Below are 16,485 nucleotides of genomic sequence, written 5' to 3' on the forward strand. Positions count from 1 at the left end.
TAATTGTTAGCACCTTTATTGTATCGGATTTTATTCAATATATCTTTTTTTGTGCAAAAAAAAGTAGGCGCCAAGAGGACACGCAACTAGCGTTTCTCTTTAGCGCCCCAAAATAAATTATAGAACCATTAATAGTTTAGCAATGCTGCTTTTTTTTGTGTACGTTTCAGTCCCGATATGGCTCAATGACATATGGCCGATAAAAAACCATTTATTATGCATAATTGCTATATGAATTTTGCGAAAAATTGATTCATTGGCGTGTTTTATCTATTGCTTTATTGTATAATAAAAAGTGGCAAAAAAAGATTTCACAAGATGGAAGCAACGTGAAATTTTAGATTAAAAAGTTTGACGTTTTTTTTGACGTTAGCATTTGACGCAAATGAATGTCATAAAATAACAATACAGGCAGAGGGATTATTATGGCAGCAAAATTGGTAGTGCGTTTTTTGGGAACTCCTGAGATTCTCAAGGATGGGGAAGAGGTATTTTTCCCCTATAATAAGGTCAATGCATTAGTTTATTACATTCTGGTGCGCGGGACCGTTATGCGTGATGAATTAAGCGGTATTTTATGGGCTGATAAACCGGATGCGGTAGCTCGCAAAAATCTCCGCAATGCAATTTACGAAGTAAAGAAAATACTGGGTGCCGATACATTTATTTCACCGCGTAAAGCGATTATTAAAGTCAATCCGGCGGTGGATGTGGAAATTGACAGCAAACTGTTCGAAGCCGATCCGGTAGGCCAACTGGATTTATATAAGGGGGAATTTTTGCAGGGCTTTTTCATCAAAGATTCCGTGGAATATGAAGATTGGTACTTAGCCGAAAGAAGTCGGTTAAAAAATCTATATATGGATGCTATTGCCGAAAAATTGCAGATTGCCGTGTCCGAAAAAGACTACAATACAATTGAACAGCATGGTCAGCTTTTGATAGCTCAGAATCCGTATGATGAGAATGTGTATGCTATCGTACTGCGCGCTTATTGCGAACAGGGTAAGATGCAGCAGGCTATGGAGCTCTACGAAGAAATGAAAGAGCTTTTCCAAGGGGATATGCAGTCCGATGCTTTGGCCGATATTGATGCCATTATTAAAGATGCGCTGCAACAGGAAGAGAAGAAATTCCAGAACCGCTCTCATCGTATAGCGATTCCCATTGGCCGCGAAAAAGAGTTGGAAGATATGACGGCTCACATTTGGTCCTTTATGCGTGGTCGTGCCGGTGAAGCATTGATTTTATTAGGCGATGCGGGGAGCGGTAAAACGACGCTTAAGGATATTGCGCTCGACAGCTTACAGGATGAAGTGACGGTTATTCAGACTAATTGTTATCAGTTGGAACGTAATTTTTTACTGCATCCGTGGACAGAAATTGTAAATGGCCTTGTTAAATTATTGGAAGAAAACGGAACGATGATTCCTGATTTTGAGCTTAACCGCTTATATACGCTGTTCCCACAAATGGACATGAGTATTGATCGCGATTTAGGTTTGGTGGAAATTAAGGATATCTTGAAGTTTGATTCTATCTTTCATACTTTGTCAACCGTGCTGGATGTGGCATCGGCCAATAAAAAATTAATTATTGTATTTGAAGATATTCAGTGGATGGACCAGCTCAGTTTGTCCCTCTTGAGCAGTTTAATCCTGCGCAAACAATCGGACCGGATTCTGTTCCTTATGACGGGCCGCGATTCTCGTGAAAAAGATTTCCAACATTTTATCACGTCTATTGCAGTCTATAAACGTCTTCATGTAACACAGCTAAATCCGTTATCCAAGAAAGATATTCAGCAATATGTGGAAGCGGCCGGTTTAAATATTCCTACAGATGCAAATTTAATTAACAAATTACAATTGGAAACAGAAGGTAATTTATTTTTACTCAATGAATGTTTAAATTCGCTTAAGACTACAGGCAGTTTAGATAAATTGACTAATAATATGGCAACCTTGTTTAAGGCCAATTATTTATCCTTAACGGAAGAGCAGCAGAAAATTATTGATTTTATTTCGCTGTTTTATAATGGTGCGCCGATTTCCATGATCAGCGAATATATGAAAATGGACACCTTACGCCTGTTGGAATATTTGGAAGCGTTGGAAGCGAAGAATATGATAACGCCGTTTTCACAACAAGCGGATGTTTTATATGAAATCAGTCAGCAGAAGTTAAAAGAATTTATTCAACAGCAATTGTCACCGGAAAAATGGAAAATATTGCATGGTTATTTGGGATCCTTAAGAGAAAAACGCTTAACTCACTCCAAAAAGGACGTAGTGATTTATAAGCATTTGGAATATCACTATGAACAGGCCGGCGAATTGGTTAAAATGGGGCACTATAAACTGAAAGGGCTCATGTATTACTTGAACTTTAGTCATGAACTCTTCCCGGTACTCAGTCTGTCCGAACCAATGCAGACCGGTGGGGCCAGTTATTTTACGGAAGCGGATACCTTACAATATCTGAGTGATGTGGATAAAATGATGGAACGCATTCGTGAAACTTGCGGTGCTACAACGGAAGTGAAGAATTTGGAACTTATGTATTTGCACTTAATCGGGCGTTATTTCATTCGTGAAGGCAAATATGAAAAAGGGGTTCGCTATATTCTTGACTTGATTGAACAAGCCTCTGAAATGCGTAATCGCGATTATACTCTCATGGGGTATAAACAGATGATTTACTATGATATCCAAACAGGCAATACCAATGAAATGAAAAACTATTTGGAAATTGCTTTGGATTTGGCCGTAGAATGTAACTACCATAAGGAAGTAGGGATATTCTTACGTCTTAAAGGCTTAAATATGATTATGCAAGGTGACTTTGAAGAAGCGGAACGACTTCTCAATGAATCTATTGCCACGTTTATGGTAACGCAAACGGTGGCGCGTCGTTATGCCTTAAATATTGCGGCAGCCTATAATTATATCGGCGAAATCCGTCGCGGCCGCGGGCAATTTGAAGAAGCCATTGAGTATTATGATAAAGCGTTAGCTATTTGTAATGACCAACAGGCTTACAGTTCCTGGGTGGTATTTTCCTGTAATGCGGGCATTGCGGCCTATAATTTAGGGCAGTTTGACAAAGCACAAGTTTATTTTGAACAGGCTTATGAATTCTTTAATCGCTATGACTTCTATTGGCGTCGTCCAATCGTTGAATCGTACTTGGCCTTGTTAGCTATGCGCGAAGGCAATCAAGAAGGCGCCTTGAAGTACATTGATGAAGCGATGGCAAAATTAACGATAATGAATAATCCGCAGGAAGTAGGATATGTGAATATGGCCATTGCTTTAATTAAGCATGAATATCCGCAATCCGAAGTTAATAAGCGTTATCGCGGCAGTATCGGCATGTATAGCGGTCGTGCTTTACGCTATTTGGATTTATACCGTGATACCTATGAAAGAGCAAAATTAGAAGCTATGAATGAAGCTTCGTAAGTTTAAGGAGATTGTAATGAAGTTCCAAGTGGAATTTGGGATTTTTGTTACAATCTCTTTTTCTGTTTTGTGATTTAGCATTTTAACATGATAAAAATCGTCTGGAAAATGTCGATTTTAAAATTGACGGGGGCTTATTTTCACGGACTTTTTTCAGATTATTCTATTTGATACTTAATGACAAAATTTTGAGGTTTGAAAAACTTTGACTATTTTACGACAAATTTAAAGTATACTATAAAAAAGTAAATATTTACTCAGACCGGACACATTTACTTTACTGATTTTGAAAGGTTAGCAAAGGAGTTGAAACTGTATGGATATTTTAATGAACCCGATAGTGGTATCAGTTATTGTCATGTCAATCATTTGTTTGCTTAAAATGAACGTTCTGTTAGCCGTAATTGTGGCTGCTATAGTAGCCGGTACAATCGGCGGGATGTCTATTGAAGACACCGTAGGATCGCTCATTAACGGTATGGGTGGTAACTCTGAAACAGCTTTGAGTTATATTTTGTTAGGTGCCTTGGCAGTAGCTATCGGTCGTTCCGGTTTGGCCGGTGTTGCATCCCGTAAAATTACGCAAGTAGTAGGGAATAAGAAAATCGCCTTTGTATTCTTAATTGCCTTTGTAGCTTGTTTCTCTCAGAACTTGATTCCTGTACACATTGCATTCATTCCTATTTTGATTCCGCCACTCTTGGTATTAATGAATCATATGAATTTGGATCGTCGTGCTGTAGCCTGTGCCTTAACATTCGGTCTTAAAGCACCGTATGTAAGCTTACCGGTTGGTTTCGGTCTCTTATTTATGACAATTATTAAAGACCAAATGGTAGCAAACGGTGTAGATGTTTCCATTCAGGATATTTCAGCCGTTATGTGGATCGGCGGCGTTTCCATGTTGGTAGGTCTTGTTCTTGCCGTATTCTTCTACGCTCGCGACAGACATTATGAAGATTTACCGGTTATCGGTGCCGATGAAAATCCGGATGATGTTACTATGACTAAAGAATGCTGGTTGGCTTTATTGGGTGCTGCTGTTGCCTTTGGCGCTCAGCTTTACTTCCAATCCTTACCAATCGGGGCCATGTGCGGTCTCTTAGTTATGTTACTTACCGGTTGTATTAAATGGAAAGATATGGACCTTATGATGGACGGTGGTGTTCGCATGATGGGCTTCATCGCATTTGTAATGCTCGTTGCGGCCGGTTATGCCAACGTACTTCGTGAAACTCAATCGGTTCAAACTTTAGTAGAAGCAACAACTTCCGTAATTGATACTAAAATGGCCGGCGCTATTCTTATGTTAGCCGTTGGTTTATTGATTACCATGGGTATCGGTACTTCTTTCGGTACGATTCCGGTTATTGCCTCCATTTATATTCCAATGGGCTTTGAATTAGGTTTTGGTGTTCCTGCCATTATCCTTTTAATTGGTATCGCAGCTGCTTTAGGCGACGCCGGTTCACCTGCATCTGACTCCACATTGGGACCGACATCCGGTTTGAATGCGGACGGTCAGCATAATCATATTTGGGATACTTGTGTACCAACCTTTATTTTCTACGATATTACGCTCTTTGTAGGCGGCGTTATCGGTGCTTTAATGCTTGGTTAACAGGTAATCGCAGTTAATTGTGTTTTTCTCAGCAGTTTATAATAACAAAGAATGTCGGGTCAATGTAAATAGACGTAGTAAATTGATGTAATAGGAGATGTAACGTATGATTAAAGCCGTAAAATCCATAAAAGAAGTTGTTTTGACAGGTCATGATCTTACTTTAGCTGAATTAGTAGCGGTTGCTCGCTATGATGCTAAAATCAAATTGGCAGAATCAGCTATAGAAAGCATCAAAAAATCACGTGCCATCGTAGATAATATTGTAAACAGCAATTCGGTTGTATATGGTATAACCACCGGTTTCGGTTCCTTATGCCGCGTGCATATTTCCAAAGAAGATTGCTCGCAGTTACAGGAAAACTTAATCCGTACCCACTCCTGTGGCTTCGGTAAACCATTCAGCCGTGAAGCAACTCGTGCGATGATGCTCATTCGTGCTAATGCATTGGTAAAAGGGTACTCAGGTATTCGTTTGGAAACTTTGGAAACGTTAATCAACATGATTAATAAAGGTGTTCATCCGTATATCCCTGAAAAAGGTTCTCTTGGTGCATCGGGCGATTTGGCACCGTTATCTCATATGGTATTGCCTATGCTTGGCCTTGGTGATGCGGAATATGAAGGTCAGCTTTTGACCGGTAAAGAAGCTATGGATAAAGCGGGCATCCCTATTATTGCCCTACAAGCTAAAGAAGGTTTGGCACTCATTAACGGTACTCCTGTTTTGACAGCCGTAGGGGCCTTGGCTCTTTGGGAAGGTATGTGCTTGTTAAAATTAAGCGACGTAGCGGCGGCCTTATCGGCTGAAGCTATGAGTGGTATTATTAACGCCTATGATGAACGCATTCATACGATTCGTCCTCATAAAGGCCAATTAGATACGGCTCATAATATGCGCGTATTACTTAAAGGCAGTACCTATATTACACAGCAAGGTGAATTACGTGTACAAGATCCGTACTCTTTACGTTGTGTACCGCAAGTTCATGGTGCTTCCAAAGATGCGTTGGCTTTTGTAAAAGAAAAAGTAGATATTGAGATTAACTCCGTAACCGATAATCCGATTATTTTACCGGATGGCGATGTAATCTCCGGTGGTAATTTCCATGGTGAACCGATGGCATTACCATTCGATTTCCTCGGCATCGGCTTAGCAGAAATTGCTAATATTTCGGAACGTCGTTTGGAACGTCTTCTCAATAATTCGTTGAGCGGTTTCCCATCATTCCTCGTTAAACACTCCGGCTTAAACTCCGGGTTCATGATTACTCAGTATGCAGCGGCTGCCTTAGTAAGTGAAAATAAAGTACTTGCTCATCCGGCTTCCGTTGACTCCATTCCTTCTTGTGAAAACCAGGAAGACTTGGTAAGCATGGGTGCTCATGCCGGTCGTAAGGCAGGGGAAATTGCTGAAAATGTTCGCCGTGTAGTGGCAACCGAAATCTTGGCAGCTTGTCAGGCTATTGATTTACGCGAAGACAGCGGTCAATTAGGTGTAGGCACAGCCGCTGCTTATAAAGCAGTACGTGAATCCAATAAATTTATCGACTATGATAAAGACATTGAAATGTTCAAAGAATTAGAAAAAGTAACAGCCATTGTTGCTGACGGTACTTTATTGGAAGCTGTAGAAGCTGTTGTAGACCTCGATATTTAATTTTGTTCTCGGTCATAATTTGATATAAGAGGATATACTTTAAGATTCAATTCGGTATACCCGGTTCGGACCTCATAAAGGTCTATATAATTTGAATATTGACTTGATATAGCCTCTGTGAAAACTCTCTGTATGTTGGTACAAAAACTCGCTATAAAGTACCGGTACAGAGAGTTTTTACATATAAATCAACATCTATATAATTCCAAAATTACTTGAAATAATTAATGTATACATCTCTTTATTTATATGTATCGATATGATATAATAGGTTATAAAGTAATTGATTATAATTATTGATTGTAAATCATAAAATATTTAAAACGGAGGTTTTAATATGAAGACATATGATCTTATTGTTATCGGCACGGGCGGCGCTTCTATTGTAGCCGACGCAGCCATAGCTAAAGGTAAGAAAGTAGCTATTATTGAGAAAGGCAAATTTGGCGGTACTTGCTTGACTCGCGGTTGCATTCCGACTAAAGTAATGGTTACCGTAGCTGATGCGGTTCGTGAAATCGAGGAATTGCCTAAAATCGGTGTGCAGGTACAACCGGCTACTATTGATTGGGATTTGATGTCCAAACGAGTTTGGCAAAAAATCGATGAAAGCAAGGGTGTTGAAGCTTACTACGATAAGTTCGATAATGTTGATTTGTATCGCGGTGCCGCTACTTTTGTAAAAGATAAAGTTTTGACAGTTACCATGAACAGTGGTGAAGTGACCGAAGAAATTACCGCACCGATTATCGTATTGGGCGTAGGTGGTCATACTAAGATTAATCCGCTTAAAGGTTTGGAAGAAGCGGGCTATATGAGCAGTGAAAGCCTCTTCGGTGATAAATATCCGAATAAACCGTTTAAATCCTTGGTTGTTATGGGTGGCGGCCCTATCGGTACCGAGTTTGCTCATGTATTTGCAGCGGCCGGTACGAAAGTAACTTTAATTCAACATAATGTGCGTCTACTTCCTAAAGAAGACGAAGAAATTTCCGAACAAATCTATAAAGACTTGACTCGTTTGGGTATTGAAGTCATTTTGAATCAGGAACCGGAAGAAGTACGTGTTGAAAATGGCGAAAAAGTTGTCGTAATTCGTGACCGTAAAACCGGTGAAATTCGTGAAGTGCGCGGGGAAGAAATCCTCATGGCGTCCGGTATCAAACCGGCTACGGAAGAATTGAAATTGGAAAATACTTCCATCAAGACAAAACGTGGCGGCTGGATTGTAACTAACGAATTTTTGGAAACGTCGGTTGACGGCGTTTATGCTATGGGTGATGTGAACGGGGAAGCACCATTCCGTCATAAGGCCAACTATGAAGCGGATATTATTGCTCATAATTTGTATCATGCAACGTCGCCGCAGGATTTCCGTTGGGCTCGCTATGATGTAATCCCCGCTGTAACCTATACCTATCCTCAAGTAGGTCATGTAGGCCTTACTGAAAAAGAAGCGATTGAACAGGGTTACAGTGTAAAAACCGGCAAGAATTTCTATTCTTCTTCTGCAAAGGGTTTTGCTATGGGCTTTAATCCGGGTGATGAAAACGACGGTTTTGTAAAAATCGTAGTAGATACTAAGACGAATAATATCTTAGGGGTTCACGTAATTGGGCCACAAGCGTCTATTTTGTTCCAACCATACGTTAACCTCATGAACAGCGGCGATACACCATTAACGCCAATTAACGAAGAAATCGGGTCTGCTTTAACTAAACAGTTGCGCACGGAAGGTTTGGTTCGTAAAATGGATCCTCATTCCGTTAAAACTGTGGGCGAAACTATGGCTCCGCATCCGGCTCTTTCGGAAGTGGTAATGTGGACTCAGGTATACTATGAGCATCGTTGGTAAGCCGAACTTTAAAATTCAAAAATTCAATATTTTAAACACATAATATAATTTGAAACCCTCCTTAATGAGGCGTATTATATAGTAGATGTTTTATTTACAAACTTTTTATAATGCGTTTCTTGAGGAGGGTATTTTTTACAAAAATACATATTGATAATCATTGAGAAATGGTATATACTATCTTAAGTGAATAATGATTATTCATTGAGAGCTGAGTGCGAAGGTCAAATAATTGACGGTGTACGACGCATTTTAGGGCATCGTTTCGTGCTTAATGTTGATGTGTTTTGAGTTATGTGTATGATTTTAAAGGTTTAAAATTGGTGGGTGGCAATATATGCAAGAACAGTTAATACGATGGTTTGTTAAAGATTATGACAGTGTGAAGGCACCGACGGTGCGAACAAGATATGGTAATTTAACAAGTCTTGTAGGTATTATTACGAATTTAATTATTTGTATAGGTGAAATTGTAGTCGGATTACTGGTTGGATCCATTGCCATGATTAGTGATGGTATCCATAATGTGGCTGATGCGGGCGGCTCGGCGATATCTTTTTTTAGCTTCCGTTTTTCCGCTAAGCAAGCAGATCAGGAACATCCCTATGGCCATGGTCGAATCGAATATCTGTTATCTATTGGTTTTTCCATACTCTTATTTGTTTTGGCAACGCAATTGTTTTTGGAAGCCTTCGATAGAATTATGAACCCGCAAGTGGTTGAGTTTTCGGTGTTAGCTTTCGTTGTGATGCTATGTGCCATGAGCCTAAAGGTTTGGCTCTACACTTTCTTCAAAAATGTGGGGATTCGTATTAATTCACCGATTTTGCAGGCCAACGGTTTGGAATGTTTATCCGATGTGTGGGCAACTTTAGGCATTACGGTAGGTCTTTTGGTAGGTGGGCTTTTAGATTTTCCTATTGACGGGTATTTAGGCGCTATCGTATCTTTAATGATTGCTCGTGCAGGTTATCATGTATTGTCCGATGCCATCAATCGTTTGTTGGGCAATGAACCGAGTCCTGAAATGGTTAATGATATTGCCAATTTTGTAAAATCCTATCCGGGCGTTTTAGGTATTCATGACTTGATGATTCATGATTATGGCCCGGGCCATGTTTTTGCCAGCATTCATGTGGAAGTCGATGCGAAAGAAGATGTTATAAAAAGTCATAATTTGATTGACCGCATTGAACGAGATGCGCGTAAACAGTTATATATTCAGTTGACGATTCATATGGATCCACTTTTAATCACGAAAGAATCTATGGCTTTATATGATAAGATTCACTCGGTTATTAAGGCGTATGATGAGAAATTGAGCCTTCATGATTTGCGAACGGTGCAAAGTGATGATAAATTACATATCATATTTGACTTGGTTGTACCTTACGACGATCGTCAACGTATGGATGTGATTGCTAAATCAATTACGAATATTTTGCAGGCCATGGATCCGTCTTATGTAGTGACAATTACACCGGAGCATAGCTATACGGGTACTGAAAATATTCACGGTTAAAGCGGCGGTAAAACACTGATAGAGCTTTAAAATAGGTTTATCGGATGAAATAAAAGGATGACCGTTCCTCTGCTGAGGAACAGTCATCCTTTTTGTGTAGGTGATAGAAATGATAACTATTTAACTATTTATGCTTCGATTGTTTTATTGGCTACTACTTTAGATTGATCTTCATTGAGATTTTCAGGATAGCCGTGTTCGGCAAAATCGGCAGCCGCCACGAAGAGAATATCCGTGGACGAGTTAAGGGCAGTTTCTGTGGAGTCTTGAAGAACACCGATGATGAAACCTACACCAACTACCTGCATGGCAATATCATTGGAGATACCGAATAAGCTACAAGCAAGCGGAATTAACAAGAGGGAACCGCCGGCAACACCGGATGCACCGCAGGAGCCGATAGTGGCAATAATACTTAATAGGATAGCGGTAGCAAAATCAACCGGAATATGAAGGGTATTAACGGCTGCCAATGTCATAATGGTAATTGTAATAGCAGCACCGGCCATGTTAATGGTTGCCCCTAAAGGAATCGCGATAGAATACGTATCAGGGGATAAGCCGAGGCGTTTGGCCATATTCATGTTAACCGGAATATTGGCAGCGGAACTGCGGGTGAAGAAGGCAGTAATACCGGATTCACGTAAACATTTAAAAGTAAGCGGGAACGGATTACGACGCATAACAATGTAAACAATGATTGGATTTACAACTAACGCCACGAAGAACATGCTACCCAATAAAGTACCTAATAATACAGCGTATTCAACTAATGCTTCAATACCGCTGGTGGAAATAGATTCGGCAACGAGACCCATAATACCGAATGGAGCCAAGCGGATAACCCATTGTACGACCATAGTAATGGCATCGGAAATTCCTACGAATACACTTTTTACTTCTTCCGTTGCATGACGAAGGGCAAAACCTATGACAACGGCCCAACCTAAAATACCGATATAGTTACCGGTCATGATAGCATGAAGCGGATTATCTACGATATTACGTAATAAAGTAATCAATACTTCCGCGATGCCTTGCGGAGCTTTGGCATCTTCAGCTGCAGTCACTAAATGTAGAGTGGCCGGGAAGAGGTAGCTGGCAAAAACAGCAATTAATGCGGATAAGAACATGCCCACCATATACATGACGATGATTTTTTTCATGCCGGTTTTTTGATCGGCCCGATGGCGGCAAACGGCAGCAATAACAAGGAAGAATACCAATAATGGTGCAATCCCTTTTAAGGCGCCTACAAAGATAATCCCCAGCAGTGACAAGTCTTTACCAACAGCCGGATTAATCAGGGCCACAGAAATACCGATGACCAGCCCTATCATGATTTGATAAATCAGTTTGACTCGGTTAAACACTTGTAAAATTGCTTTCATAATAATCTCTCCTTAGACACTCAAAATAATGCATTTGTAATGGACATATGTCATTATAATACGGACAACAAATAATATCAAGAGGCAATTTGAATAAAATTAGTGTATTTTGAAAAATATATTTTAAAATAAAATGTTTGACCTTATTTATCGATTTTTTAGTGCTCACAATTACTTTACAAAATGGAGAACTATTAGTTATACTATAGAAACACATTATAATGAAAAGAATCATCAAATATAAATGGGTTATATGGTACAATAATATAATAGAGGATTTATTAATCGATTAATTATAGTTTGAAATGGCAGTAAATTGTAGTTAGTCGGACGATTGATAGCGCATTATGGTAGGTATGTAGGTTTAAACTAGATTGTGCGTGAAGAAGATATGCAAGGGAATACAAGAGAGCAGTCATTAAGCTTTTCCAATCATGCGGAAAAGGAAGTATATGTACAAGGCGTTTTTTCACATATAGCAAAGCATTACGACCTTATGAATTCATTGTTGAGCTTTCACCAAGATTCGTATTGGCGCCGTTTTGCCGTTGAAAAAATGGCATTAACTGAAAATATGAATATTTTAGACGTTGCGTGCGGCACGGGGATGCTGACGAAAGAAGCATTGCGCCAAATGCCGAGTCTTCATATTGAAGCCTTGGATTTCAGTCCGGAAATGCTGGCCCAGGGTGAAGTTCGTTTGAATCAGGCCGGCTTACTCGATAAGGTAAATTTAGTAGAAGGGGATGCTATGAATTTACCCTATGAAGCCAACATTTTCGATTGCGCCATGAGCGCGTTTGCGTTGCGTAATGTGCCGGATATTATTAAAACCCTCAGTGAAATGAAGCGTGTTGTTAAACCGGGCGGCCGTGTAGTAACTTTAGAATTGGCTAAGCCTACTGTTTTTGGATTTAAACAGTTATACTATGCGTATTTTGAAAAAATCTTGCCTGTGTTGGGCAAATTAAGTAAAGATCAGTCATCCTATGCCTGGTTACCTGAGTCTTTGCGTCGTTATCCACATCAGTCTAAAGTACTTGAATACTTTAACGAAGTGGGGTATAAGGACGCGACTTATTACGAATTGACCGGTGGTATCGTAGCTGTTCATGTGGGTATCGTGCCGGAAGAGTAATAGCTGTTTTGTCACTCTGTGGTTAGTCACTCATAATTAAATAGAGCTATAAATAAAGTAAATATATGCTTATATGCTCAATTTGCAGCATATACAGACACGAAAAAAGCCGAGTTCCGTGGAACTCGGCTTTAGTTTTTATGTAGTTATTTAAATAGATTCACTATGTGAAGTAGATTAACGAACATAGAATGTTAAATCTACATTTTTGCTTACGGTGATGTCACCTTGTTCTACCGGCGTAGAAGAACCAAGCATATCGGATGCTTTATAAAGACGCATGGAGCTTTCCATAGTGTAAGTGTTAGTGCCGCCTACAGAAGCGTCTTTAATACCGCCCAACTGTTGACCTAAAGCACCGGCAATCACTTCTGCTTGATGACGACCTTTTTTAACAGCTTCAGCGGTCAATTGGTCATTTAAAGCTTGGTCTACATCAGCTTCAAAGCTAAGGGATTGAATGTTGTTTGCGCCGGCCGCTACCGCATTATCGATAACTTGGCTGATTTTGCTCATATCATTGATGCGAACAGCTACATTGTTGGATACAGTATAAGTAGTTTCCTGTTTTGCGTCACGATTGTCACGGGCAGGATAATAATTATTGTTGTTAGGATTTACGGAGAAATAGGATGTTTGAATGTTGTTTTTTGTGATGCCGATATTAGCAAGACGAGCAATTAAATCACTCATAACGCGATCATTAGTTGTTTTAGCAGCCCCTACGGTAGAAGCTTCGCTGGTAATACCTAAGCGAAGAATGGCATAGCTTGGTGCTACGGAGCGAGTAGCGGTAGCGCTTACGTGGATTTGGGCATCTGTATCAGCCGGTGCAGCGGCTAAAGCAGAACCGGTGAAGCCTACTGCCAAGGCTGCAATTAAAAGACCGCGGGTTAAATGTTTTGTTAATTGAAGTTTCATGTGAATGGACTCCTTTTTAATTTAAAACTTAGAATTGAAAACTGAAATATAAATTTCGTTACCATACATGTAGTATAGCAAATTATGGACATTTAGGCAATTTTTGTTTCACGAATGCCATTTATTGTATAAAAAATTAAAGAAAACGGCCGATTTACCGTATAAATGCAAATAAGTATGAGTATTTGTTGATGATTTATGCATGACAATATATTACTTGACATCTAAACATGCATTAGTTATATTCTAAGTATAGTATTCATGATCGTGAAATTTAATATGTGAATTAAGAATAATAGCAGGCGGCTTTTGGGGAGGAAGCAGGGAATTGTCTAAATAAGGGATTCTTTTATCAATTATTTGAGGACTAGACAAGCCTACTAAATAATGGTACTGTAAAAAGAGAAACTTCGATATTAGATACTGGGGCAGATATAGTATCGATATTGAATGATTTTTACAGTATAAGTATGATTTTTGTCATAATGTGTAGTTTTTTTGATATGCAATATGATGGAAATCTGTGGTAAAATACAATTCGCTGACTTTGTCAGCCGATGTATTTTAGTAAAGGAGACGATCCCATGAATCCTATTGACGTTTTATTAAATCATCGTACTATTCGTGAGTTTAAATCCAGTCCTATGCCGCCACAACAACTGAGCATACTGCTGGATATTGCCAAACGAACGGCTACCAGTATGGGGCTGCAAAGCTTCAGTATTATCCGCATTGTAAATCCCGAATTGAAAGCGGCTATTGCGGAAGTTTGCAACCAAGAGTATGTCGCCCGGGTACCGGAACTATTTATCTTTATAGTCGATGCGTACCGTAACTCACGCATAGCTCGTGAACAGGGTATAACGAGTGACATTGAACGTGATAGTGATCGTTTCTTCCAAGGCTGGACGGATGCAGCCATAGCCGCTCAAAATATGGTGGCAGCTGCAGAGCTTGGTGGCTTTGGTACTGTTTTCTTTGGCAGTATCTTAAATAATGTACCTAAGATGATCGAACTTTTAAAATTACCGGAATTAACCTTCCCGGTAGTAGGTGTCGGTATTGGCGTACCTAATCAGAAGCCGCAATTAAAACCGCGAATGCCTCGTGAAGCTAATGTATTTGATGATTCATATACTGTGTTTGACTCGTACCTTGAACTTTTGGAAGATTACGATGAAGAGATGGAACAGTATTATGACATGCGTGATACGAATCGTCGTGTAGATTCGTTCACCAAACAGGTTGCCGGTAAAAAGGCAGTTCCGTTAAGACAAAAATTAATACAACAAGCAGAAGCACAAGGCTTTAAATTTTATGATGTAAAGGATTAAATACTTTTACGCCCCGAGCGGTCACCGTCAAGGTATTTTTTATGGGCTGACTACTTGTTATAGCAAGTGGCCAGCCATTTTTTACTATTTCAAATGCAAGGGGACAGATATGGCAGTTTTTGATGTGGCTATTGTAGGCGGCGGTCCCGCCGGTCTATCAGCCGCTTTAACCGCACGTGTTCACAATAAGTCGGTAGTATTGTTTGAAGCCGCCGGCTTTGGTGATAAATTACGACGTGCCTCATAAGATTAATAATATTCCGGGGATTATGACAATCAGCGGAATAGACTTTATGGAAAATTTATTGGAGCAAACATTGGCGTATGAGCCGGTTATTGTGAAAGAACGGGTTCAATCCGTTTTTATCGGTGAACCGTTTACACTGATGACGGCGGACAATGTGTTCCAAGCAAAAAGTGTAATTTTAGCTACCGGTGTAGCTATGAGTAAAACCGTGCCTGGCGAGCGTGCCTTGCTTGGTCGCGGTGTGAGTTACTGCGCCAGCTGCGACGGCCACTTTTTTGAAGACAAAGATATAGCCGTATATATTAATACATTGGCTTATCAGCAGGATGTGGAATTGTTGGCCTCCCTGGCTAAAAACATGAACCTCTACATCGGTGGTGCTTTGCAACTGCCCGGTGAGTGGTTGGACAGCTTGCCGGCTTCCGTAGTAGTACATAAGAAAGCCGTTGTGCAAAGTGTAGAAGGTGAAAAGGCCGTTACGGCGATTCATACGAATGAAGGTATGAAAACAGTGGATGGCGTATTCTTCTTACGCGATACGTATCCGCCTGAAAACTTGGTAGAAGGTGTGATTCTTGACGGTAATGCAGTGGCCGTTAATCGTCATATGGAAACCAATTTTAAAGGCTTATTTGCTGCCGGCGATGTAGTGGGAACACCGCTACAGGTAGCTAAAGCAGTAGGTGAAGGTCAAATGGCAGCTTTTGGTGCCGTGGCATATTCAAGCGGATACTAATGTAGTATTGGTGGCGTAACTGCAGTATGAACTAAAAATAGGTAGTTCGACTTAATAAGAAAACCCATGCCGGTGAGCGATATCATTGGCATGGGTTAAAAATTTAAAAAAAATAAAAATTAGGGGTTGACGAATAACCTTCAAATGGATATACTAATTAAGTCGCTGCAACAAGGCATGACAAAAACCAACAAGATAGTTTGAAAAGTGTTGATTAAAAATGCTTTAAAAACTTTTAAAAAGTGGTTGACATGAACTTAATGACGTGATAATCTATATAAGACGTCGCGTTAAAGCGATGAAGCAGATCTTTGAAAACTGAACAATGTAAGGTAATCATTTTTAACGAAATGAACATAGCCAGAGTGCGGGTTTAGACAACGTCGAAACCAACCAAATAAATTCTAAGTCAGATAACTTCGGTTAAGCTGACAACAACGAAAAACGAGCTAGCAAATAGCTCCAAGATATCTTGGAGAGTTTGATCCTGGCTCAGGACGAACGCTGGCGGCGTGCTTAACACATGCAAGTCGAACGGAGAGAGATGGAAGCTTGCTTCTATCGATCTTAGTGGCGAACGGGTGAGTAACGCGTAA

General features: G+C 40.0%; 11 protein-coding genes and 1 rRNA gene. 10 read left to right on the plus strand and 2 right to left on the minus strand.

Annotated features, from left to right (window positions below; translation table 11 throughout):
- Nucleotides 1–425 precede the first annotated feature (425 nt).
- The 5 genes from E7204_RS05495 (at nucleotide 426) to E7204_RS05515 (ending at nucleotide 10,122) form a co-directional block, all read left to right on the plus strand.
- Nucleotides 426–3,464, plus strand: coding sequence for an AAA family ATPase (locus E7204_RS05495; protein WP_295182548.1), 3,039 nt, complete (start codon nucleotides 426–428; stop codon nucleotides 3,462–3,464).
- A gap of 316 nt (nucleotides 3,465–3,780) precedes the next feature.
- On the plus strand, nucleotides 3,781–5,085 hold the full coding sequence (locus E7204_RS05500) for a Na+/H+ antiporter NhaC family protein (RefSeq protein WP_295182551.1): 1,305 nt from the start codon (nucleotides 3,781–3,783) through the stop codon (nucleotides 5,083–5,085).
- A gap of 106 nt (nucleotides 5,086–5,191) precedes the next feature.
- On the plus strand, nucleotides 5,192–6,745 hold the full coding sequence (gene hutH, locus E7204_RS05505; protein WP_295182552.1) for a histidine ammonia-lyase: 1,554 nt from the start codon (nucleotides 5,192–5,194) through the stop codon (nucleotides 6,743–6,745).
- A gap of 337 nt (nucleotides 6,746–7,082) precedes the next feature.
- Nucleotides 7,083–8,600, plus strand: a complete 1,518-nt coding sequence (locus E7204_RS05510) for an NAD(P)/FAD-dependent oxidoreductase (protein WP_127058280.1) — start codon at nucleotides 7,083–7,085, stop codon at nucleotides 8,598–8,600.
- A gap of 337 nt (nucleotides 8,601–8,937) precedes the next feature.
- Nucleotides 8,938–10,122, plus strand: a complete 1,185-nt coding sequence (locus E7204_RS05515; RefSeq protein WP_127058281.1) for a cation diffusion facilitator family transporter — start codon at nucleotides 8,938–8,940, stop codon at nucleotides 10,120–10,122.
- Between the two features lie 128 nt (nucleotides 10,123–10,250).
- Here the strand turns inward: E7204_RS05515 and sstT are convergent, their stop codons facing one another.
- The gene (gene sstT / locus E7204_RS05520; RefSeq protein WP_295182558.1) at nucleotides 10,251–11,513 is read right to left on the minus strand and encodes a serine/threonine transporter SstT; all 1,263 of its coding nucleotides are present in this window, start codon (nucleotides 11,511–11,513) and stop codon (nucleotides 10,251–10,253) included.
- 391 nt (nucleotides 11,514–11,904) lie between these two features.
- On the opposite strand from sstT, the gene E7204_RS05525 reads away from it, so the two are divergent.
- Complete coding sequence (locus E7204_RS05525; protein ID WP_295182569.1) at nucleotides 11,905–12,651, plus strand: class I SAM-dependent methyltransferase; 747 nt, start codon at nucleotides 11,905–11,907, stop codon at nucleotides 12,649–12,651.
- 177 nt (nucleotides 12,652–12,828) lie between these two features.
- On the opposite strand, the gene E7204_RS05530 is transcribed toward E7204_RS05525, so the two are convergent.
- Complete coding sequence (locus E7204_RS05530; RefSeq protein ID WP_295182561.1) at nucleotides 12,829–13,572, minus strand: SIMPL domain-containing protein; 744 nt, start codon at nucleotides 13,570–13,572, stop codon at nucleotides 12,829–12,831.
- A 584-nt stretch (nucleotides 13,573–14,156) separates the two neighbouring features.
- Here E7204_RS05530 and E7204_RS05535 point away from each other — a divergent pair.
- From E7204_RS05535 to E7204_RS05550, 4 genes are all read left to right on the plus strand, one after another.
- Nucleotides 14,157–14,906: an NADPH-dependent oxidoreductase gene (locus tag E7204_RS05535; protein ID WP_021841389.1), complete on the plus strand. Its 750-nt coding sequence runs from the start codon at nucleotides 14,157–14,159 to the stop codon at nucleotides 14,904–14,906.
- A gap of 109 nt (nucleotides 14,907–15,015) precedes the next feature.
- Nucleotides 15,016–15,153, plus strand: a complete 138-nt coding sequence (locus tag E7204_RS05540) for an NAD(P)/FAD-dependent oxidoreductase (protein ID WP_295182565.1) — start codon at nucleotides 15,016–15,018, stop codon at nucleotides 15,151–15,153.
- On the plus strand, nucleotides 15,143–15,889 hold the full coding sequence (locus E7204_RS05545; protein ID WP_295182567.1) for an FAD-dependent oxidoreductase: 747 nt from the start codon (nucleotides 15,143–15,145) through the stop codon (nucleotides 15,887–15,889). The genes E7204_RS05540 and E7204_RS05545 overlap by 11 nt, the downstream gene beginning before the upstream one ends.
- 469 nt (nucleotides 15,890–16,358) lie before the next feature.
- A 16S ribosomal RNA gene (locus E7204_RS05550) occupies nucleotides 16,359–16,485 on the plus strand; the annotation flags it as partial.

The sequence above is a fragment of the Veillonella sp. genome, from assembly GCF_015058545.1.
In the GTDB taxonomy this organism is placed as follows: domain Bacteria; phylum Bacillota; class Negativicutes; order Veillonellales; family Veillonellaceae; genus Veillonella_A.

Excerpts from the sequence above, each read along its gene's own strand:
- E7204_RS05540 (WP_295182565.1), top strand. The coding sequence starts at position 15,016 with ATGGCAGTTTTTGATGTGGCTATTGTAGGCGGCGGTCCCGCCGGTCTA.
- sstT (WP_295182558.1), bottom strand. The coding sequence starts at position 11,513 with ATGAAAGCAATTTTACAAGTGTTTAACCGAGTCAAACTGATTTATCAA.
- E7204_RS05515 (WP_127058281.1), top strand. The coding sequence starts at position 8,938 with ATGCAAGAACAGTTAATACGATGGTTTGTTAAAGATTATGACAGTGTG.
- E7204_RS05500 (WP_295182551.1), top strand. The coding sequence starts at position 3,781 with ATGGATATTTTAATGAACCCGATAGTGGTATCAGTTATTGTCATGTCA.
- E7204_RS05530 (WP_295182561.1), bottom strand. The coding sequence starts at position 13,572 with ATGAAACTTCAATTAACAAAACATTTAACCCGCGGTCTTTTAATTGCA.
- hutH (WP_295182552.1), top strand. The coding sequence starts at position 5,192 with ATGATTAAAGCCGTAAAATCCATAAAAGAAGTTGTTTTGACAGGTCAT.
- E7204_RS05510 (WP_127058280.1), top strand. The coding sequence starts at position 7,083 with ATGAAGACATATGATCTTATTGTTATCGGCACGGGCGGCGCTTCTATT.
- E7204_RS05525 (WP_295182569.1), top strand. The coding sequence starts at position 11,905 with ATGCAAGGGAATACAAGAGAGCAGTCATTAAGCTTTTCCAATCATGCG.
- E7204_RS05495 (WP_295182548.1), top strand. The coding sequence starts at position 426 with ATGGCAGCAAAATTGGTAGTGCGTTTTTTGGGAACTCCTGAGATTCTC.
- E7204_RS05535 (WP_021841389.1), top strand. The coding sequence starts at position 14,157 with ATGAATCCTATTGACGTTTTATTAAATCATCGTACTATTCGTGAGTTT.